We start from the raw sequence: 20,750 nt of genomic DNA, 5'->3' as shown, positions 1-20,750 counted from the left end.
CAAATCAAGGAGACATGCTTTGCAAACGACTTCCCACGCCCCGAGCCACTCGCAGCCGATTCCTGCGCAGCAATCCACCAGCAAGACCCGCTTCTGGCCGGAAGGCTGGTGGAAGCTGATGGAATACCGGATCGGCATCATTCCGCTGCCCGTCTATTTCATCCTGCTCGCGCTGATCGCGGGCTTCGCCGTCACGGGCAAGGTGCCGGGCGAGATATCGATGGCCATCGCCGTGCTCGCGTTTTTCGGCTTCACGTGCGCCGAGTTGGGCAAACGTCTGCCGATTCTTCGCAACATCGGCGCTGCCGCGATCTGCGCCACCTTCGTGCCTTCCGCGCTGACCTTCTATCACCTGCTGCCGAAGCCCATCCTTCATCTCACCACCGAGTTCACCAAGCAGACGAACTTCCTGTACCTGTTCATCGCGTCGATCATCGTCGGCAGCATTCTGAGCATGGACCGGCGCGTGCTGATTCAGGGCTTCCTGAAGATCTTCGTGCCGCTCGCTGTCGGATCGATGGCGGCTGCGCTTGTCGGCACCGCAGTCGGCGCGGCGTTCGGGCTCGGCGTGCGTCACACGCTGCTGTATATCGTCGTGCCCATCATGGCGGGCGGCGTGGGCGAGGGCGCGATTCCGCTGTCGGTCGGCTACTCGGAGATCATGCATCTGCCGCAAGGCGAACTGTTCGCGCAGGTGCTGCCGCCCGTGATGCTCGGCAGCCTCACGGCGATCGTGCTCTCCGGCGCGCTCGACATGCTCGGCAAGCGCTTTCCGCATCTGACGGGCGAAGGGCGTCTGCAGGTCGGCGAGACGGATGAAATGGACCCCGTGAAAGAAGAAATCACCGGCCATATCGACGTGACGCATATCGCGGCGGCCGGCATCACGGCGATCACGCTGTATCTGCTCGGCCTGGCGTGCCGCGACTTGTTCGGCTTGCCCGCGCCCGTCGCGATGCTGTTTCTCGCGGTGCTGGTGAAGCTCGCGCGCGCCGTGTCGCCGCAGTTGCAGGAAGGCGCGTTCGTCGTCTACAAGTTCTTCTCGACAGCTGTCACGTATCCGCTGCTGTTCGCGATCGGCGTCGCGATGACGCCGTGGGACAAGCTGATCGCCGCGTTCACGTTCGCCAACATCGTGACGATCGTCGCGACGGTCGCGACCCTGATGGGCACGGGCTTTGTGGTTGCGCGTCTGTTGAAGATGTACCCTATCGACACGGCGATCGTGAACGCCTGCCACAGCGGCCAGGGCGGCACGGGCGACGTCGCGATCCTGACGGCCGCGAACCGCATGACGCTGATGCCGTTCGCGCAGATCGCCACGCGTATTGGCGGCGCGATCGTGGTCACGCTGACGCTGATCGTGCTTGCGCATTTCGGTTGATGCGCCGTTGCCCGACGCGGCCTGACCATGCGGCAACGCGCGGCGCGGGCGTCGCCGGGTGTCGAGCGCGGCTCACTCGCATTTCGCCAACAGGCATTGCGTATCGATGAGGCTGAACGTGCGCATGAGAATAAGAGGGATACCGTTGTGGGGATGGGCCGCCGCGGCCGCGCTGTATTTCGGCGTGGCCGCGGCGGCCGTCGAGTTTGCGTGGGACCGCGCGATCGATGCGCTCGCTGAAGTCGGCGCGCATCGGCTGGACCTGTACACGGCAAGCCTGAAGAGCGAGCTAGGCCGCTTCGAGATGATGCCTGCCATCGTCGCGCGGCAGGACAGCGTGCGCGCGTTGCTGGGCGCGGGCCCCGCCGCCTCGCCCGAGCTGCTGCACGAAGTCGACACCTACCTCGAAGCGGTGAACAACGACGCGGGCAGCCTTGCCGTCGACGTGATCGACCTGCAGGGCTCCGTGATTGCCGCGAGCAACTGGAACCAGTCGCTCAGCTTCGTCGGCACCAACGTTTCGTATCGGCCGTACTTCAAGGACGCACTCGCGCACGGCTCGGGGCGCTTCTTCGGCATCGGCACGAACACAGGCATGCCCGGGCTGTACTTCGCGAGCGCGGTGCGCGATGCGGGCAAGCCAATCGGCGCAGCGGCCGTGAAGGTGAGCGTCGATGCGCTCGAATCCGCATGGCGCACGCCCGGCGAAGCGGCGATGGTCATCGACGGCAACGGCGTGGTCGTCATTTCGACGGTGCCCGCGTGGAAGTTCACCGCGCTTCGGCCGATCACCGCGCAGCAGCAGCGTGACATTCAGGCTTCGCGTCAATACGCGGGCCGCAACGTCGATGCACTGTCATATCAACGCGTCGGCGACTGGAACGGCAACGCGTGGCTCGGACGCTTTCCCGACTGGCGGCGCCCTGGCAAGACGACGCGCTTTCTCGCGATGTCGCGATCCGCGCCGCAAGCGGGCGATTCGGTGATGGTGCTGCTTGACGTCGCGGGCGCGCGCCATCAACAGCAGCTTGCGCTCGCGTTCGTGACGGGTGCCTTCCTGATCGCCGGCCTCTATGCGCTATACGCGATCCAGCGCCGCCGGACGATCGCCGAAAAGCTCAACGCACAAGATGCGTTGCGTCTCGCGAACGATCAACTCGAGATTACCGTCGCGCAACGCACGGCGGCACTGACGGCGACGAACGAACGCATGCAGCAGGAAATCGTCGAGCGCAAGCGCACTGAGCAGCGTCTGCGCGATACGCAGCAGGAAGTCGTGCACGCGGGCAAGCTGGCCGTGCTCGGGCAGATGGCCGCGGGCCTCACGCACGAACTGAATCAGCCGCTCGTCGCTATCCGGACGCTGTGCGACAACGCGCGCACGTTCTTCGAGCGCAACCAGCCGGCGCAGGCCGTCGCGAATCTCGAACGTGTTGCAAAACTCGTCGACAGCATGGCCGTATTGACGTCGGAGCTGAAGACGTTCGCGCGCAAGCCGGAAGTCGAGCGCGTCGCGGTGTCGCTCAACGAAGCCGTCGCGCACGCACGGCTCATCTACGATGCGCGCATTCGCGACGAAGACGTGCGACTCGACGTGAAGATCGGATCGGGGACGATGCTGTGGGCAGAGTCGAGCCAGTTGCAGCAGGTCATCGTGAATCTGCTTGGCAATGCGCTCGATGCTGTGCGCAACCAGGAGAGGCGCGTCATTACCATCGTCGCCGGCGAGCCTGACGAACGCGAGCGCGTGCTCTTCACGATCGCCGATAGCGGCGCGGGCATCGCGCCCGAAGTGCTCGCGCATCTGTTCGAGCCGTTCGTCACGACCAAGCCGCGCGGACATGGACTCGGCCTCGGGCTCGCGATCACGTCGCGCATCGTCGAAGGCTTTGGCGCGAAGATCACCGCTTCGAATCAGGCACACGGCGGCGCGGAGGGCGGCGCACAATTCACTATCGAATTCGCGGCGGCGACGTCGCAGAGGATGGCCCATGGGAGATGAGATTCGCGTGCTCGTCGTCGAGGATGACGAGAACGTTCGCTTCGGCGTCGAGCAGGCGGTTGCGCTCGCGGGCTTTCCCGTCAGTGCATATGCGTCGGCGAAAGAGGCGCTCGCTGAAGTCGCGCCGGGCGCGCCGCTCGTGATCGTATCGGATGTGCGGATGCCGGGCATCGACGGATTGCAACTGCTCGACAAGGTGATGGCGATCGATTCGCAAATCCCCGTCGTGTTGATCAGCGGACACGCCGATATATCGACGGCCGTGGGCGCGATGCAGGTCGGCGCGTACGACTTCATCGAGAAGCCGTTCTCTTCGGACCATATCGCGGGCCGCGTGGCGCGCGCCGTCGAGAAGCGGCGGCTCACGCTCGAAGTGCAAGGCTTGCGCGCCGCGCTGCACAACTGGCAGGGCATCGAGGCGATGGTGCTCGGCAAGTCGCCCGCGATGGCCGAAGTACGCAAGAAGATATTGCGTCTCGCCGATACGTCGGTGTCGGTGCTGATCACGGGCGAGACGGGCACGGGCAAGGAACTGATCGCGCGCAGCCTGCACGATTTCGGCGGGCGGCGCGACAACCATTTCGTCGCGCTCAATTGCGGCGGTCTGCCGGAGCAGATTTTCGAAAGCGAGCTGTTCGGCCACGAAGCGGGTGCGTTTACGGGCGCAATCAAGAAGCGCATCGGCAAGATCGAATGGGCGAACGGCGGCACGCTCTTTCTCGACGAGATCGAAACGATGCCCGTCGCGCTACAGATCAAGATGCTGCGCGTGTTGCAGGAGCGAACGCTGGAGCGGCTGGGCGCGAACGAATCGATAGCCGTCGATTGCAGGGTGATCGCGGCATCGAAGGCCGATCTCGCGGCGCTATCCGCCGACGGACGTTTTCGCGCGGACCTGCTGTATCGATTGAACGTCGCGCAGATCGAACTGCCGCCTTTGCGCGAGCGCCGCGAAGACGTGCCGCTTCTGTTCGAGCATTTCGTGCTCGCGGCCGCGCGGCGGTTCGGACAGCCTGCGCCTATCGTGTCGGCGACGCAGGTGTCGGAGCTGATGACGCATCAGTGGCCGGGCAACGTGCGCGAATTGCAGAATGTCGCGGACCGCTTCGTGCTCGGGCTGACGGGCGACAGTCTGCTGACGGAAGGCAACGATCCGAACAAGGGCACGGCGAAAGGCGGCACGCTCGCGGAACAGATGGCGTACTTCGAGCGCATGCTGATCGAGGACATGCTGCGACGTCATCACGGCAACGTCTCGGATGCGAGCGACGCGCTCGGCATGCCGAAGAAGACGCTCTATCACAAGCTGCGTCAGCTCAAGATTGCGGCGCGCGATGCGCAAGGCGAAGAGATCGACACGTAACGCGAGCCGACGGCACCACGCGGCGACGATCCGGCTCTAAGGAACAACGCTCGCGCCTTGCGACGCGGTATCGGCATCGACGAAGAGCGCGGAGACGGGCATCGGGCGCTGATAAAAATAGCCTTGACCGAACGGAATGCCGAGGCTGCGCAGCGCTTCATGCTGGGCCGCGGTTTCGACGCCTTCGGCAATCACTTCCATGCCGTAGTGTTTGGCCACGCCGGCGATCGCGCGGATCAGTTCGTATCCTTTCTTGTCGATCTGCCGCACGAACTGCCCGTCGATCTTCACGTAATCGAATGGGAAACGGCCGAGCAGATCGAGATTGCTGTGCTGCGTGCCGAAATCGTCGATGGCGAACTTCACGCCGTGCGCCTTCAGGCGCTGGAAGATCGCTTCTGTTCGCGGATGTTTCTGGAGCAGCAGCCGCTCGGTCAGTTCGAGCACGAGCGTGATGTCGTCGGGGAGCTTCTCGTTCACGGCCAGCACGTCCGCGACGAAGCCGTCGCGCTCCAGATCCATCGGCGCGATATTCACTGCGAGGCGCAGCGGACGGATCTTTGTCTTCTGCGCGATTTCATCTGACGCGCGCTCGAGCGCGAAACGCGTGATGCGAGGCAGCAGGCTGCTGCGCTCGACTTCCACCATGAATACGCCGGGATTGACGGGGCCCCATTTCGGATGCGTCCAGCGAATCAGTGCTTCAACGCCCGAGATGCGGCGCGTCGCAATTTCGACGATGGGCTGATACGCGAAGTGAAGTTGTCCATGCTTCAGACCGCGGCGCACGGCGGCGAGCATCAGGCGGCGCGGAGCGAACGCGATCAGCCAGGCGGCGGCGATCAGCAGATTCACGAGCAGGGCCGCTGCGCCTGCCAGCAAACCGTACTTCCAGTGCGCGTGCGAAACGAATTCCGGCGCGGCGGCGACGGCGACCGAGAAGGCCCAGCGCGTCGACGATGCGCGTGTGCCTTGCTGCGCGGCTGCGCTGTCGGCGGGAATCATGTTGCCGCTGTTGTTCAGCGCGCCTGCGTTGGACACGACGAGGACGACGTGATCCGCTTCGTAGCGCACGCCGTGCGCGAGCGTATCGGCGAGATAGGCTGCCTCGACGATGTAGAGCAAACCCGTGTCCGGTCCCGTCGACATATACAACGGCATCACGGGCGTATCGGGCTGACTGAACGTGCCGGCAGCCAGCCCGATTGAGATACCCGACGGTGCCGGTTTCAGATAGTCCGTCAGCGGAACGTCGATTGGCCCGAGTGCCGAAGAGCAATATAAGCGCCGATGCTCGACGAGATCGATCGCGCGAACGTAGTGAACATACGTCCTGAGTTCGGCGAGTCGATGCGCGACGAGTGCGCACGACTGTCCGGGAATACTGCGCAGTTCTACGCGCCGGCGCGTGACGACGTTGTCGAGTATGCGATCGATCGACGCGACCATGTCGCGCGCAATCAGACTCTCGCGCTCTTGCACGGATTCGTCGCCTGCCTGTTTTCCCCAGATGACGGCCGTTGCCATGACGCACATTCCACACGCGACCGCGACGATGAGCGCAAGCGTCGGCGTAACGCCACGTCCCGCAAAAGCGGGTTTGCGAAAAGCGAAAAGCTTTCTCACATCGGGGTCCGGCGGTATTGGGGAATTGCAGGCATGCGTGGGTCGCTCACCGCATTGCGTGTGCGGTTGTGATAGTCAGGTCAATATAGCACGCGAACCATTTGCATGTTTTGTACCAACACACGGATAAACAGTGCAAGGGGTTGGTATTCCTCATCAATAGGCATTGCTGCGCTATTGTAAAACGCTGTGATAGAGCGTTTATGCCCGATTTAAAGGGCGTTTGTGCTCTTATGCACAAGCGATATGGGAGTTGCGAACTTCATTTTTCGGCGCTTAATGTAGCCAGTTGGCATGGACGGAATAAACCGAAAACTACCTTCTGATGCACGCCATTTTCGCCGGTTTTATTGCATTTTTCGCATTAGACTTTCCGCATATACGAAACACTCTTTTCGCGTTTTTATTCGCGCCCTCTCTCGATGCAATCAAGCGCCTAGTTCGGACGGGTCGAGAAAGAAGTCCTTGTTGTTCGCGAGCCGACCAATCATGAAGTCGATGAACGTTCTCACGCGCAACGGCTGCTCCGTGCGGTGTCGGTAGTAGATGTAGATGGACTCGCGTTGCGTCACATGTTGCGTGAGCAATGGCACGAGCCGTCCGCCGCGAATGTGCGGCGCAGCCGAAAAGCTGCCTAGCTGCCCTATTGCGAGACCTGCGAGAACGGCTTCCGTTTCCGCGTCGATATCGTTCGCGCACAACGTCGACGCAATCTCGCGGTAGACGATCTCGTTGCCGATCAGGAACTCCCACGGCGCCTGCTTTCCTGTGTTCGCGCGGCGATAGCCCGTGCAGCGATGCGCGTCGAGTTCGTCGACCGACTTCGGCGTGCCGTGCCGTTCGAGATAGGCGGGCGATGCGCAGACGATCAACTGAATAGGAAGGAGACGCCGCGCGATCGCGCCGCCCGAAGGAGGCGACCCGCCGCGAAAGCCGACGTCCGCGCGATCGGCGACGAGATCGGTGAAGTGGTCGTCGAAACGGACGTCCAGTTGCACGTCCGGATAGAGCGCCGCGAATTCGAGGATCGAAGGCCCACAGCACGGCGTGGCCCAACGCTTTCGGCGCGCTCACGCGCAACGGTCCCGCGACTTCCTCCTTCGAACGGCGCGTGTCGTCGATGGCCGACGATAGCATCGCGAGCGCGGGCTCCGCGTTTTGCAGCAGCCGTTGTCCCTCTTCCGTCAGGCTCAGCTTGCGCGTCGTCCGATGAAACAGCCGCACGCCCAGCGCCTTTTCCAGTTGCATCACCGCGTGACTGGCCGCTTGTGGCGAGATGCCCTGATCCACAGCCGCCTTGCGCAAATTCCCCAGCGTCGCGGCCCGGACGAAAATCGAAATTGCGCGGACCTCGTTCATCGGCGGCTCCGATTCGCAAATAAAAGTTGATTATCAGTCTAGCAATGCATGGCTAGTTTGTGCGAATCGGACGTCCTATCCTTCGTTTCACTCTCACCACGAACGTAGGAGCAGATCATGAACAACGTCACGAAACAGCAGTTCAAGCGCGTCTGGTTCATCACGGGCGCATCGCGCGGCCTCGGCGCGCTGATCGCGCAGGCTGCGCTGGCGGATGGCAATGCCGTCGTCGCAGCGGGGCGCAAGGTCGACGCGATCGTCGAGCGTCTTGGCGAATCGCCCGCGCTCTTGCCCGTCGCGCTCGACGTGACCGACGAGGCGCAAGCGAAAGCGGCTGTTGCGGCGGCCGTCGAGAAGTTCGGCCGCATCGACGTGCTCGTCAACAACGCTGGGTTCGGCCTGCTCGCCGCCGTCGAGGAATCGAGCGACGCCGACGTGCGCCGCATGTACGACACCAACGTCTTTGGTCTGCTGAATGTAACGCGCGCCGTGTTGCCCGTGATGCGCAAGCAGCGCTCGGGGCACGTGATCAACATGTCGTCGATTGGCGGTTATCGCGCGGGAGCGGGATTCGGCGTGTATAGCTCGACGAAGTTCGCTGTCGAAGGCATCACGGAATCGCTGCGCGCCGAGCTGGCGCCGCTGGGCATTCATGCGACCGTCGTCGAGCCGGGCTACTTCCGCACGGATTTCCTCGATGCGTCGTCGCTCGTGGTCGGCAAGGACATCATCGATGACTATGACGACACGTCGGGCAAGGTTCGCCGCTTTGCTGTCGGGATGAACCATAACCAGCCCGGCGATCCTGAGAAGCTGGCCACCGCGCTCGTTACGCTCGCCGACGCGCAAACGCCGCCGCTGCGCCTGCCGCTCGGCACGGATACGCTGAAGGCCATCGCGGACAAGAATGCGTATGTGACGGCGGAAACGCAGACGTGGAAGGCGTTGTCGCAATCGACCGATTTCGCGGTCTGAGTCGCGGTCCGTCGTTAATGGCGGGTGATTGGTCGGTTCGCCAGGACGAAATGAATCGGCGCCCGCTGCGAAAGCAGGGGCGCCGTTGCGTTTGCGTTGCGCCGATCGGGCGATCTGCGCCGGCCGGCTTACTTCGGCGGCGGCAGCGAAGGATCGAGCATAGCCGAACCCTTGACCAGTTGATCCGTCATCGCGGCGGCGACCGGGTTCGAACGCGTGCCCGACCTCGAGCTGACCGGCTGGTCCGCTATCGCGGCGCGGCTCATTGCGGCGCGAGTGGCCGTCGTGTCGGGCGGCGGCAACGCGGGATCGGCCTTCGATTCACGCACCGGCTGACTCGTGGTCCCGATCATCGGCGGATTCGATTGATATGGCGCGCGCACTTCCGCGTTCGAACGAAGCGCGGACGTGTCCGGCGCAGGCAGCGAAGGATCGAGCTTGGCCGATTCCCGGACGAGTTCGTCCGTTTCCGGCGTCGCGCCCTGGAGCATCACCGCGCGCCGTTCCAGATCGTCGCGTTCACGTTGCGTGCGCTGCGCGGGCGCCGCCTTCACACGCGACGAATTCCGGGCATTGACCGATGCGACGGCCGTGGACGGAGCCTGCTTCGGCTGTGCGGCGGACTGCGGCGCAGGCGCAGCCGCTTGCGGAGCCGGTGCAGCAGATTGCGGCTGAGTCAGCGCTTGCACAGTAGGCTCGGCAGGTTGCTGCGGAGCCGTCATCTGCGCGGCGGGCGCAGCGGGCTGAGGCTGAGCCGCTTGCGCGGCGGGCGCGGCGGGCTGCGATTGAGCCGCTTGCGCGGCGGGCGCAGCGGGCTGCGGTTGAGCCATCGCTTGCGCGGCAGGCGGCGCCGCTTCCGGTGCGGCCTTCTTGGGCGCGGGCGCCGGAGCAGGCGCAGCTGGCTGCTGTGCAACCGAAGGCAGAGCCGAAGGTCCCTTCGTGATCGCACCGGACGTTTGCGACGAATCGATACTGCCTTGCGTCACCTGATTGTCGCCGACGCGGGAATTGGCGCTCGGAGCCTGCAAGGAGGAGTCATCCATGCCGGCTCGCGCTTCATCCGCTGCGCGGTGATCTGCCTGGAGCAGCATCATGTACGACGTGCCTGCCGCACCGACAAGAAGCCCTCCGAGGATCATCAAAACTTTACTGGTATTCATCATACGTGCGAGTCGTTCAGCGACGAGAGCAGCCATCATAGACGACTGCCGGCGTCTATCATCAGACGAAAGCCAGCCGTTGGCGGACCTGATGAGGTTGGAACAGGCGAGCGATATCGGAAGAACGAAACCTTCTCAAAAGGGCGTTGACGGCCACGCACGCGATACCGCGAGCCAGTCGAAGCCTCCCGATTATCGAACGCTTCAGTTTAGTTTACATGTCGACGAAGCGCGCCGCTCGACGCGCATTTGTCCGATCAATCCCATGCAGTGGGATCGGACAGTCCCGGCCGGCGCATGCCGTGACGCATGAACCAGTGCCGCACGGCACTGAGCTTGCGCGGCAAGCCCGGCATCCGGTTTCCTTCGATGCGCGCTTTCGCGCATGACGTCGCATACTCGATCGCCTCTTCCTCGGAAGAAAAGTAGCCGAGGATTCCAAAGGCTTTGCGCCGTCCGCTTGGACCCGTGACGAATACGCTGGCCGCGTAGCCGCGGACGCCGACGGACGCGAGTGGAATGATGAGATGGCGACGGTAATGCACGGCATGCCTGTCCATGATCATGCTCCACTGGGTTTTGCCCTGGTCACATGGTACACGCTGCGAAACTGTGGCGGCAATTCGATTGCGGCTATGCAATGAACGGTTGGCGGAGATTGCCTGCTTTTCAGGGATTCCGACGGGGGCGCGCGGTGCCTGCCGCACGCCCCTTTTTTGCGCTCTATGGCTGATGCGTTGGGACGAGCGCAGCTCTTCTGCCGTCTTCAGCAGCCGTTCAACGCTCCCGCGCGAGCGGCTCGCCGAGCACGAATGCGCCGCCCTGGAAGCGCTGCGCCGGGTCGTCGCGATCGGCCGTCGGCGCGGTCACGGGGAAACGTTCCGCGAACTGCTCCGAGCTGTCGCGCGGACGAAAGCCGAGGAAGCCGGCCTTCGTGTTGTCCCACCACTTGACGGGATTGTCGGATGCGCCGTAGACGACCACATGGCCGACGCGATTCGTGAACAGCGAGCAGCGCACCAGTTCGATGAAGTCGCGATAGCTCAGATACGTGACGAGCATGCGCGGATTCTTCGGCTCTTCGAACGACGAGCCGATGCGCAAGCACACCGTCTCGATGCCGAAGCGGTCGTAGTAGTAGCGCGACAGCGATTCGCCGAAGCACTTCGACACGCCGTACAGGCTGTCCGGACGATGCGCTGAATCTGCATCGAGCACTTCGGTGACGGGATGAAAGCCGATCGCGTGATTCGAGCTGGCGAACACGATGCGCTTCACGCCATGCTTGCGCGCTGCTTCGTACAGGTTGTACGTGCCGCGGATGTTCGCTTCGAGCAGATCGTCGAAGGGTGCGTCGATCGAAATGCCGCCGAGATGCACGATCGCATCGACGCCTTCGACCATATGCATCACGGCCTCGCGGTCCGCGAGATCGACGACGCTCGTTTCTTCGTGCACGGCCGCATCGCCGGGCGCGACGATGTCGGTCACGTGCACGATGTCGGCCCAATCGGCCAGTGCGCCGCGCAACTGGCGGCCAAGATTGCCGGCCGCGCCCGTCAGCAGCAGGCGACGGAACGGCTTGCGCCGCACAGCAGATGATTCGTTCATGGGTGTTCCTTCGAGTCAAATGAGGAAAACGTTTTCCAACTATAAGGGCGGCGACGATCGCGCGTCAATCGCCCGGCCCTGCATGCGATCAACGGAAACGCGGCGTGTCCAGAGCATGCGTTTTCTGCGACAATCGCCTCACGAGAGAAGAAAACGTTACCCTTCGCATGAAAAAAGTTTCCCCGACGATTCGCGATGTCGCTGTCGAGGCCGGCGTATCCGTTGCCACGGTGTCGAAGTACATGAACGGCGCGCAGCGGTTTTCTCCTGCTGTCGAAGCGCGGCTCAAGGAAGCGATCGAGCGGCTCGGCTATCGTTCGAATCCGCTTGCGCGCTCGATGATCACCGGGCGCACGCGCACCATCGGCCTCGCGATCCTCGACATCAGCAATCCGCACTTCACGAACGTCGTCAAGGGCGCGAACCGCATCGCGCTCCAGCACGACTACACGCTGCTGCTCGTCGACACGGAAGAGAATCAGGCGCGCGAGCGTTCGCTGATCGAAGCGCTTGCGCAGCGCGTCGACGGGCTTATCGTCAGTTCGCGGATGCCCGACGAAGAGTCGCAGTGGATGCTCGATCTCAACAAGCCACTCGTGCTCCTGCGGCGCAGCCCCGGCCTGCCGATTCCGAGCGTCGGCATCGACAACCGGCTCTCGACATACATGCTCGCGCGGCATCTGCTGAATCTCGGGCACCGGCGTATCGCCTATCTCGGCTTTGGCCAGGCACGCATCAACGACGAGCGCATACGCGGCGCGCGCGAATGTCTCGACGAAGCGGGACTCACGCTCCACGTATACGACGCCCATGCGCCGACCGCGAAGGCGGGCGAGCAGGCGTGCTCGCGCGTGATGCTCGGGCCGCAGCGGCCGCAGGCGGTGATCTGCTACAACGACCTGATCGCGCTCGGCTTCATGAAAGAGGCAGCGTCGCTGGGATTCAAGCTGCCGCGCGACGTATCGGTGACGGGCATCGACAACGTGCCTTACGGCGAATACGCGGCGCCCGCGCTGACCACTATCGACATTCAAAGCGAGAAGATGGGCGAACTGGCGATGCAGAAATTGATCGACGGACTCGCTGGCCGATCCGATGCGGAGCATTCGATGTTCGAGCCTCGCCTCATCGTGCGCGAGTCGACGGCAGCTTGCGGCTGAAGTCGGACTCGCGCACGTTGCGCCGGCATGTGCGCCACGCGAGCAGCGCGGCGTGCGTGCGACGCATTCGATGCAATCCATGCGCGTTCACGCATCGAGCTTCGCGGGCGCCATGCGCGGCGTCAGCGTGTGCATGATTGCGAGCGCAAGCAGATAAGCCAGCGCGCCGATCGCGAACAGCACCCAGTAGTGGCCCGTGCGTTGCAGCACCTGTCCGATCACTTCGGAGAACAGCACGCCGCCGATCGAGCCCGCCATCCCGCCGATACCGACCACGGCGCCGAGCGCGCGGCGCGGAAAGAGATCGGATGCCGTCGTGAACAGATTCGCCGACCAGCCCTGATGCGCGGCCGCAGCGAGGCCGACGATGCCGACGGCGACCCACAGGTTGTCCGCTTGAGACACGAACGCGATGGGCAGCACGCAGCACGCGCAGATCAGCATGGCCGTCTTGCGCGCGGCGTTCACGGTCCAGCCCTTGCGCAGCAGCGTCGACGAGATCCAGCCGCCGCCGATGCTGCCGACCGTCGTGATCGCATAGATGACGACGAGGGGCAGGCCGATGTGCTGCATGTCCATGCCGCGCGACTCGTTGAGCCACTTCGGCAGCCAGAACAGGTAGAACCACCAGACGGGATCGGTCAGGAACTTGCCGATCAGAAACGCCCACGTCTCGCGTTTCTTTATCAGCTCGCCCCAGCCGGGCGCGCGGGCGCTCGCATTGCGGGCGTCGAGCGCTTCGACTTCGTCGCGCGGTTCGTCGAAGGCTTCGTCTTGCGCGCTGCGGTCGGCGGGGCGATAGATCGCGAGCCACACGGCCAGCCACACGATGCCGATCGCGCCGATGATGATGAACGCCGCGCGCCAGCCGTAGATCACCGCAATGGCCGGAATGATCGCGGGCGCGAACACCGCGCCGATGTTCGCGCCCGAGTTGAAGATGCCCGTCGCGAGCGCGCGTTCGCGGCGCGGAAACCATTCGGCCGTGGTCTTGATCGCGGCCGGAAAGTTGCCGCCTTCGCCGATGCCGAGCAGCGCGCGCACGGCCGCGAAGCCCATCACCGAGCCGACGGCCGCATGCAGCATCGCGGCTACGCTCCACACGAGCATCGCGCCCGCATACGACAGGCGCGTGCCGAGCCAGTCGACGATGCGTCCGAAGCACAGCAGTCCGATCGCATAGAAGGCGGAAAACGCGATCACGATGCGGCCATACTGCACCTGCGTCCAGCCGATTTCGTGCTGGAGCAGGGGCGCGAGCAGACCGAGGATCTGCCGGTCCATGTAATTGATGACGGTCGCGAAGAAAAGGAGCGCACAGACGGTCCAGCGGAAGCGGCTGGCGACGCGCACGACGCCGACGACGGCAGATTGCATGGTTGTCTCCGTTCGCGGCGCCGCTCGTCGCGCCGCGTCTTTTTCATGGCCGGCGACGAGCACCGGGACGGAACGCATCGCGCGGCGGGGGCGTGCCGTGCGAGCGTGTTTCCGTCGTGTTTGGAAAACGTTTTTCTAAGAATAGAGGGTTTGGCGTCGCTTGGCTAGTACGTGTTTTCAGCTATGCGGTGGATTTGAGGATAGGAGGGAGCCCATTATTTGGGGTGCTGGAGTTAATCGTTTTCTTTGAGCGGCGCGACGCATCGCCTGTCGCGTGCCGGCTGTGCGGCGCACGCTTCAATCGCGAGCGTGCGTGACGGCCAGCTGCAACACGTTTTCGAGTTCAGGCAAGCCGACGGGTTTGGTCAGATGCAGATCGAAGCCCGCGGCCTCGGTTTTCGCGCGGTCTTCGCTCGTGCCGAGCCCCGTCATCGCCGCGATGATCGTGCCCGGCGTCGCAAGCGCCTTGCGGATATGCGGCAGCGCTTCGAAGCCCGTCATCTTCGGCATCGACAAATCGAGCAGTACGAGATTGGGCTGCAGCGTCTGCGCGCATTCGATCGCGGCCTCGCCGTCATAGACGGCATGCGCTTCGTGACCCAGCGCGCCGACGAGCGTCGCCATGCTGTCGGCGGAATCCATGTTGTCGTCGACCACCATCACCTTCAGATCGGCGTGCTGCGCGGGCGCCGGCTTGTCGTCATGCGTGCCTTCGTCGGTAACGGTCTGCGTGTATTCGGGCAGCCATACGGTGAACTCGCTGCCCTTGCCGCGTCCTTCGCTGTGCGCTTCGATATGTCCGCCATGCAGATCGACGATCGCGCGCGCAAGCGTCAGGCCGATGCCGAGCCCGCTCTTGTCTGTCTGTTCTTCCGTCGGAGTTTCCTGCACGAAGAGATTGAAGATCGCATCGATGGCGTCGGGATCGATGCCGCGCCCCGAGTCCTCGACACGGATCGCCACGAGGCGGCCCGAGCGAAACAGCTGCATGCCGATCGACGCGCCCTCCGGACTGAACTTCGACGCATTGTTCAACAGGTTCTGCACCACCTGGACCATGCGCGTGAGATCGCCTTCGATGTACATCGGCGCATCGGGCAGCGATACGCTCAGCGTCTGTCCGCGCGCGGCGATAAGCGGCGCGCTCCCTTCGATGCTCAACTGCGCGATGGCCTGCATCGACACTGGCTTCGGCTCGAGCTGCACGCGTCCCAGCGTGACACGGCCCGCGTCGAGCAGATCGTCGACGAGCCGCGTGAGATGCGACAACTGCCGGTCGATCAGTTCGTGCTCGGGCACGAGCGCGCGATGATCCGCCGACTTCAATTGCAGCATGCTGACTGCGTTGCGCAGCGGCGCGAGCGGATTGCGCAACTCGTGTGCGAGCAGCGCGAGAAACTGGCTCATTCGCTGGCTCGATGCTTCGAGTTCTTCGAGCCGGCGGCGGCGCGACATGTCGCGCGTGATCTTCGCGAACCCTTGGAGCGTGCCGTTCGGATCGCGGAGCGCTGTCATGATGATATTTGCCCAGAAGGTCGTGCCGTTCTTGCGCACGCGCCACTCTTCCACTTCGATGCGGCCTTCGCGCGCGGCAAGCTCCAGGTCGCGCTGAGGCTTGCCTGCGGCTACGTCTTCGGGCGTGTAGAGCAAGGCCGCCGGTTCGCCCACCACCTCATGCGGCTGATAGCCCATCACCTGCGTCGAGCCCGCGCTCCACGTCGTGATATGGCCTTGCGCGTCGAGCATCGTGATCGCGTAGTCCTTGATCGCGTCGACGAGCACGCGAAAGCGCTTGTCGAGCTCGCGCGCGTTGAAGCGCTCGGTGACGTCGCGCACGAAATACGCAAGCTCGGCGCGGCCGTCGAACTGCACGGGACACATCGACACTTCGGCCGGAAACTCGGTGCCGTCGATGCGGCGCGCGACGAGCTCGGTGCGGCTGCGGCTCGCGTGGCCGCTCGAATCTTTGCTCGCGTTTCTGTCCGCACCGCTTCCCGAGCCGCTTCCCGAGCCGCTTATCGTGCCGCTTGTCGCGCCGCCTTCCATGCCGTGCTCCGGTGCGAGCCTGAACACGTCGAGCGCGGCGTAATGCGTTTTACAGCGCGCCGGAAACAGCGTGTCGAGTATCGCGCGCCCCATCACGGCATCGCGCGCATAGCCGAACGTGCGCGTCGCCGCGTCGTTCCAGTCGATGATGATGCCGTCCGTGTCGGTGCACACGAATGCGTCGTGCGTCGTGTCGAGCACGAGCCGGCGGCGCAGCAGCGACGCTTCGAGCTTGCTGTCCGCGGCTTCGCGCAGACTGATTTCGGTGCGCAACCGCGCGATCGTGATCGCGTTCTGTTCGATGAGTGCACGGTTCTCCGCGAACACGCGCTGATGCGCCATGCCCGATGCGACCAGCGAAGTGATACGTTCGAGCGTTTCGACGTCGTCAGCGCAAAACGCGTCGCGCGTGCTCGACATCAGCTTCACGACGCCGGCCACTTCGGCCTGATAGAGCAGCGGCGCGACGACCATCGACATCGCGCCGACACGCTCGCACGCCTGTGCATCGACGCGCGGATCGTTCGACGTATCGCTGCTGTACAAAAGATGCTTTTCGCGTGAGCACAAGCCCGACAGGCTGCCTTCGCGCTTCAGGCGCAGCCCGACGTGATGCGTGATCGTGCCGCTGCACGCGCGATACACCATCTCGTCGCCTTCCACCCATTCGACCACCGACGCATGCGCGGCGGGCACGAGTTCCAGCAGCGCATCGGTGACGAGGGACAGGAAGCGGTCGAGATCGAGCTTCGCGGCGGCGATACGCGAGTGCGCGTCGATCAGCTTGCGCAGCCGCGTATTGGCCGAACGCTCGCGATTCAGCTGCGCGGCGATATCGGTGCTGTCGATCTGTCGATCCTGACTGCCATTCATCGTGGGCGGCTCCGTTCGACGCCAGCGGGCGGTCGCTTGAGAGAGCGTCGCAGACGCCGTTCCTGAACCGACCCGCTTTCGCGATGCAGCTAACGGCGCCGCGTGCATGCAGTCCGACTATGCGTGGTGCATGGACAAGCGAGGCGCTCTTTCGACGGTTATACACGCTCGCGCTTTCCTGCGCCCAACACTTCGTCCAGCGCTTAGGTTGGTTGCGCGCACCCGCATTCGATGATTATAAAAATCGAAAGCCGTTCGCGCCGTGAGCTACGCAACGCGCGAAGAGGCGGCGGTTCTGCGAGCAAGACCACAGTGACAGCCGATCGCGCGACTAGACGGGAAACCCATCAGCGAAACGCTCGCGCAGATAGCCGACAAAGAGCCCGACCGCGCGCGGAACGTGCGATGCATACGGCCGCAAGATATAGAGCTGTTCCGCGAACGCGCCCGTCACGCGCCAGTCGGGAAGCACGACGACCAGCTTGCCCGCCTGCACGGCCGCCTGAGCCGTGAAATCGGGCACCAGCGCAATGCCGAGACCTTCGATTGCGGCGTCCCGCAAAGTTTCACTGTTGTTGGCCGAAAACTGCCCGTTGACGGGCAGCGAGATAAGCTGCGCGGCCTTTTTCCGCGCGGTCTTGCGCTCGAAGGACCACATCGGCTCTCCCGTCGAACGCGGGTAGAACAGACAATCGTGAGCAGCCAGGTCTTCCGGACTCTTCGGCATGCCGCGTTTGCGCAGATAGGCGCGCGTCGCGACGATGACCGAGTGCGTGTCGCAGAGCTTCCAGGCCACGTGCGTATCGGGCGGCTCCGCGCTGTGGCGTATCGCAAGATCGAAGCCCTCCGTCGCGAGCGAAACGAGCCTGTCGGACACTTCGAGCTGAATCCGCACCTCGGGGTTGGCAAGCAGGAACGCCTGGAGTTTCGGCACGAGCTGCTGTCGTGCGAAGGCGACGGGCGCCGTAACCCGCACCAGTCCGCGTGGCACGCCCGATAGTTCGCGGACCTGCGCGAAGCTGGCGGCGATCTGCGCATACTGGCTGCGCGTGCTGTCGACGAGTTGCTGGCCCGCTTCCGTCAGGCGGACGCTGCGTGTCGTGCGCTGCACGAGCGAGATGCCCGCTGCGCGCTCCAGCTCCGCGATGCGCTGGCTCATCGCCGCCTTGCTGACGCCGAGGCGCGCGGCGGCCGCCGTGTAGGTGCCCTGTTCGGCGAGCATCGTGAGCCAATGCAGATGCGCCCAGAGATCCTCGATATTTTGCGTATCCATACAGCGATTGTTCACCATAGAAAACATTGATTTCAATGGTAGCGTCTTTCCAGCGTGTGCGCTGCTTCATACACTGCTTCTGACGCCAATCACGAAGGAGCCGACATGCAAGCCTATATCGACAGCGCGGACGTGGGACATTTCATCCACGGCGAACGAGTCAACGGAACGGGAACGCGCAGCCAGTCCGTATTCAACCCGGCGACGGGCGCGCGGGCCCGCAAGCTGCTGCTGGGCGAGGCCGCCGATGTCGAAGCCGCCGTCGCGAGCGCGAAGGCCGCGTTTCCGACGTGGCGCGACACGCCGCCTATCCGCCGCGCGCGCGTCATGCTGCGCTTCCTCGAATTGATGAACCGGCATCGCGACGAACTCGCGGCCATCATCACAGCCGAGCACGGCAAGGTGTTCTCCGATGCGCAAGGTGAAGTGTCGCGCGGCATTGACGTGATCGAGTTCGCGTGCGGCATTCCGCAACTGCTCAAAGGGGACTACACGGAGCAGGTCTCGACGGGCATCGACAACTGGACGACGCGGCAGCCGCTCGGCGTCGTTGCGGGGATCACGCCGTTCAACTTTCCGTGCATGGTGCCGTGCTGGATGTTCCCCGTGGCGATCGCGGCGGGCAATTCGTTCGTTCTGAAGCCGAGCGAGCGCGATCCGTCGGCAGCGCTTTTCATGGCTCATCTGCTGAAGCAGGCGGGCTTGCCCGATGGCGTATTCAACGTCGTGCAGGGCGACAAGGTCGTCGTCGATGCGTTGCTTACGCATCCGGACGTGAAGGCGGTGAGCTTCGTCGGCTCGACGCCCATTGCGAACTACATCTACGAGACGGGCGCGAAGCACGGCAAGCGCGTGCAGGCGCTCGGCGGCGCGAAGAATCACATGGTCGTCATGCCGGACGCCGATCTCGACAAGACCATCGACGCACTCGTCGGCGCGGCGTACGGCTCCGCTGGTGAGCGCTGCATGGCGATTTCGGTGGCTCTGCTCGTCGGCGATGTGGCCGACAAGATCATCCCGAAGCTCGCGGAACGCGCGCGCAATCTGATCGTCAAGAACGGCATGGAAGCGGATGCCGAAATGGGCCCGATTGTCACGCGGCAGGCGCTGGAGCGGATCGAAAGCTATATCGCCGAGGGGGTGAAGGAAGGCGCGACGCTCGTCGTCGATGGACGCGGCCTGAAAGTGCCCGGCCATGAAGACGGCTTCTTTACAGGCGGCACGCTCTTCGACAACGTCACGCCCGAGATGCGCATCTACAAGGAAGAAATCTTCGGGCCGGTGCTCGCATGCGTGCGCGTGAACGACTTTACGGAAGCCGTCGAGCTGATCAACGCACACGAGTTCGGAAACGGCGTCGCGTGCTTCACGCGCGATGGCCACGTTGCCCGCGAATTCGGCCGCCGGATCGAAGTCGGCATGGTCGGCATCAATGTACCGATTCCTGTGCCGATGGCCTGGCACGGCTTCGGCGGCTGGAAGCGCAGCCTGTTCGGCGACACGCACGCGTATGGCGAAGAAGGCGTGCGCTTCTATACGAAGCAGAAGTCGATCATGCAGCGTTGGCCCGAGAGCATCGAGAAGGGCGCTGAGTTCGCGATGCCGACCACGAAGTAACGCGCGATCCGATCTTGAGTGTGGTGCGGCCCTCGAGAGGGGGCCGCCACGCCTATGGCTTCATCTGATGTTAGAGAGGATCAGGCAATGAAACGCGAAGCTCCTTCGGCAGAAGCAGGGTAGTTTCGGGTAACATCCGTCCGACACATCACACTCAAACGAAGCAACGAAGACCGCGGTCAGGCGCTATCCGTTCTGCTCAGTGCGGATAGCGTCAGGTATTCGTCAGTCCGCTTTAGCCAGTTGTTCCCGGATGGCGGCTTCCGTTTTCTCGTAGTCGCCTTCACCAAAGTGGGTATAAACCACGCGTCCCTTCTTGTCGATCAGATAGAACGCCGGCCAATATTGGTTGCCGTACGCGTTCCATGTTGCGTACTGGTTGTCCTGTGCGACAGGGTAGTGCAAGCCATATTGAGCAATAGCTGCGCTGACCTTTTTCGTGTCGCGCTCGAACGGGTACTCAGGCGTGTGGACGCCGACCACCACAAGCCCCTGGTCCTTGTACTTCTGATGCCAGCTCTCGACCTGCGGCAGAGTATGGATACAGTTGATGCACGTATAAGTCCAAAAGTCGACCAGCACGACTTTGCCGCGCAACTGCTGCATCGTAAGCGGCTCGCTATTGAGCCATTTGTCGATGCCCGTGAATTCCGGTGCGGGTTTGTTCTGTTCGACGGGCATGGTCGTCGCAGCGCCGCTGTTGGCGACCGTCGCGCCCAACGCGGCGATAGCAGCCAATGCGGCAACAGTAGTCACGGTCTTGAGTCGGGTGAACATATCGGCGTCCTTTAGTGAAAGACAAGCGGGAAGGAATGACCGTATTGAAGCGGCTGCGCGTATCGGAGCTGTGTCGGAATGTCGGGCATTTGAATCGTCATGTATCGGGGGCGACGCCCGATACATTGGGACACAAATGATTGTGCC

Annotated in this window: 14 protein-coding genes and 1 pseudogene; 6 read left to right on the top strand and 9 right to left on the bottom strand. The window is 63.5% G+C overall.

The features are described 5' to 3' along the window. Positions 1–58 precede the first annotated feature (58 nt). From BMW76_RS36990 to BMW76_RS36980, 3 genes are all read left to right on the top strand, one after another. Positions 59–1,384: a 2-hydroxycarboxylate transporter family protein gene (locus BMW76_RS36990; protein ID WP_245763547.1), complete on the top strand. Its 1,326-nt coding sequence runs from the start codon at positions 59–61 to the stop codon at positions 1,382–1,384. Between the two features lie 106 nt (positions 1,385–1,490). Further along, the gene (locus BMW76_RS36985; RefSeq protein WP_090873723.1) at positions 1,491–3,386 is read left to right on the top strand and encodes a sensor histidine kinase; all 1,896 of its coding nucleotides are present in this window, start codon (positions 1,491–1,493) and stop codon (positions 3,384–3,386) included. Beyond that, positions 3,376–4,749 (top strand): sigma-54-dependent transcriptional regulator, encoded by a 1,374-nt coding sequence (locus BMW76_RS36980; protein WP_090873722.1) that lies wholly within the window; start codon positions 3,376–3,378, stop codon positions 4,747–4,749. The genes BMW76_RS36985 and BMW76_RS36980 overlap by 11 nt, the downstream gene beginning before the upstream one ends. Before the next feature lie 36 nt (positions 4,750–4,785). Here the strand turns inward: BMW76_RS36980 and BMW76_RS36975 are convergent, their stop codons facing one another. Beyond that, entirely contained in the window at positions 4,786–6,276 is a 1,491-nt protein-coding gene (locus BMW76_RS36975) for a cyclic diguanylate phosphodiesterase (protein ID WP_143062417.1), read from the bottom strand. Between the two features lie 527 nt (positions 6,277–6,803). Continuing rightward, positions 6,804–7,734: pseudogene (locus BMW76_RS36970) on the bottom strand (LysR family transcriptional regulator). A 117-nt stretch (positions 7,735–7,851) separates the two neighbouring features. Between BMW76_RS36970 and BMW76_RS36965 the strand changes: the two are divergent. After that, complete coding sequence (locus BMW76_RS36965; protein ID WP_090873720.1) at positions 7,852–8,709, top strand: oxidoreductase; 858 nt, start codon at positions 7,852–7,854, stop codon at positions 8,707–8,709. Between the two features lie 128 nt (positions 8,710–8,837). Here BMW76_RS36965 and BMW76_RS36960 read toward each other — a convergent pair whose 3' ends face one another. From BMW76_RS36960 to BMW76_RS36950, 3 genes are all read right to left on the bottom strand, one after another. Next, positions 8,838–9,752, bottom strand: a complete 915-nt coding sequence (locus BMW76_RS36960; RefSeq protein ID WP_143062416.1) for a hypothetical protein — start codon at positions 9,750–9,752, stop codon at positions 8,838–8,840. 374 nt (positions 9,753–10,126) lie between these two features. Then, entirely contained in the window at positions 10,127–10,429 is a 303-nt protein-coding gene (locus BMW76_RS36955) for a hypothetical protein (protein WP_090873718.1), read from the bottom strand. A 217-nt stretch (positions 10,430–10,646) separates the two neighbouring features. Next, positions 10,647–11,480, bottom strand: coding sequence for an NAD-dependent epimerase/dehydratase family protein (locus BMW76_RS36950; RefSeq protein ID WP_090873717.1), 834 nt, complete (start codon positions 11,478–11,480; stop codon positions 10,647–10,649). Between the two features lie 104 nt (positions 11,481–11,584). On the opposite strand from BMW76_RS36950, the gene BMW76_RS36945 reads away from it, so the two are divergent. Further along, positions 11,585–12,640, top strand: coding sequence for a LacI family DNA-binding transcriptional regulator (locus BMW76_RS36945; protein ID WP_090873716.1), 1,056 nt, complete (start codon positions 11,585–11,587; stop codon positions 12,638–12,640). Positions 12,641–12,727: 87 nt separating this feature from the next. Here the strand turns inward: BMW76_RS36945 and BMW76_RS36940 are convergent, their stop codons facing one another. The 3 genes from BMW76_RS36940 to BMW76_RS36930 form a co-directional block, all read right to left on the bottom strand. Beyond that, the gene (locus BMW76_RS36940; protein ID WP_090873734.1) at positions 12,728–14,017 is read right to left on the bottom strand and encodes an MFS transporter; all 1,290 of its coding nucleotides are present in this window, start codon (positions 14,015–14,017) and stop codon (positions 12,728–12,730) included. A gap of 297 nt (positions 14,018–14,314) precedes the next feature. Beyond that, complete coding sequence (locus BMW76_RS36935) at positions 14,315–16,936, bottom strand: PAS domain S-box protein (protein WP_090873715.1); 2,622 nt, start codon at positions 16,934–16,936, stop codon at positions 14,315–14,317. 331 nt (positions 16,937–17,267) lie between these two features. Continuing rightward, a complete protein-coding gene (locus tag BMW76_RS36930) occupies positions 17,268–18,209 on the bottom strand; it encodes a LysR family transcriptional regulator (RefSeq protein ID WP_090873714.1) in 942 nt (313 codons plus the stop codon). 105 nt (positions 18,210–18,314) lie between these two features. Here BMW76_RS36930 and BMW76_RS36925 point away from each other — a divergent pair, with 105 nt between their 5' ends. Beyond that, complete coding sequence (locus tag BMW76_RS36925) at positions 18,315–19,826, top strand: CoA-acylating methylmalonate-semialdehyde dehydrogenase (protein WP_090873713.1); 1,512 nt, start codon at positions 18,315–18,317, stop codon at positions 19,824–19,826. A gap of 225 nt (positions 19,827–20,051) precedes the next feature. Here BMW76_RS36925 and BMW76_RS36920 read toward each other — a convergent pair whose 3' ends face one another. Continuing rightward, the gene (locus tag BMW76_RS36920) at positions 20,052–20,603 is read right to left on the bottom strand and encodes a thioredoxin family protein (RefSeq protein ID WP_090873712.1); all 552 of its coding nucleotides are present in this window, start codon (positions 20,601–20,603) and stop codon (positions 20,052–20,054) included. Between the last annotated feature and the right edge of the window lie 147 nt (positions 20,604–20,750).

Origin of the sequence: Paraburkholderia diazotrophica, assembly GCF_900108945.1 — a bacterium.
In the GTDB taxonomy this organism is placed as follows: domain Bacteria; phylum Pseudomonadota; class Gammaproteobacteria; order Burkholderiales; family Burkholderiaceae; genus Paraburkholderia; species Paraburkholderia diazotrophica.
This window is presented reverse-complemented; position numbering and strand designations above follow the sequence as displayed.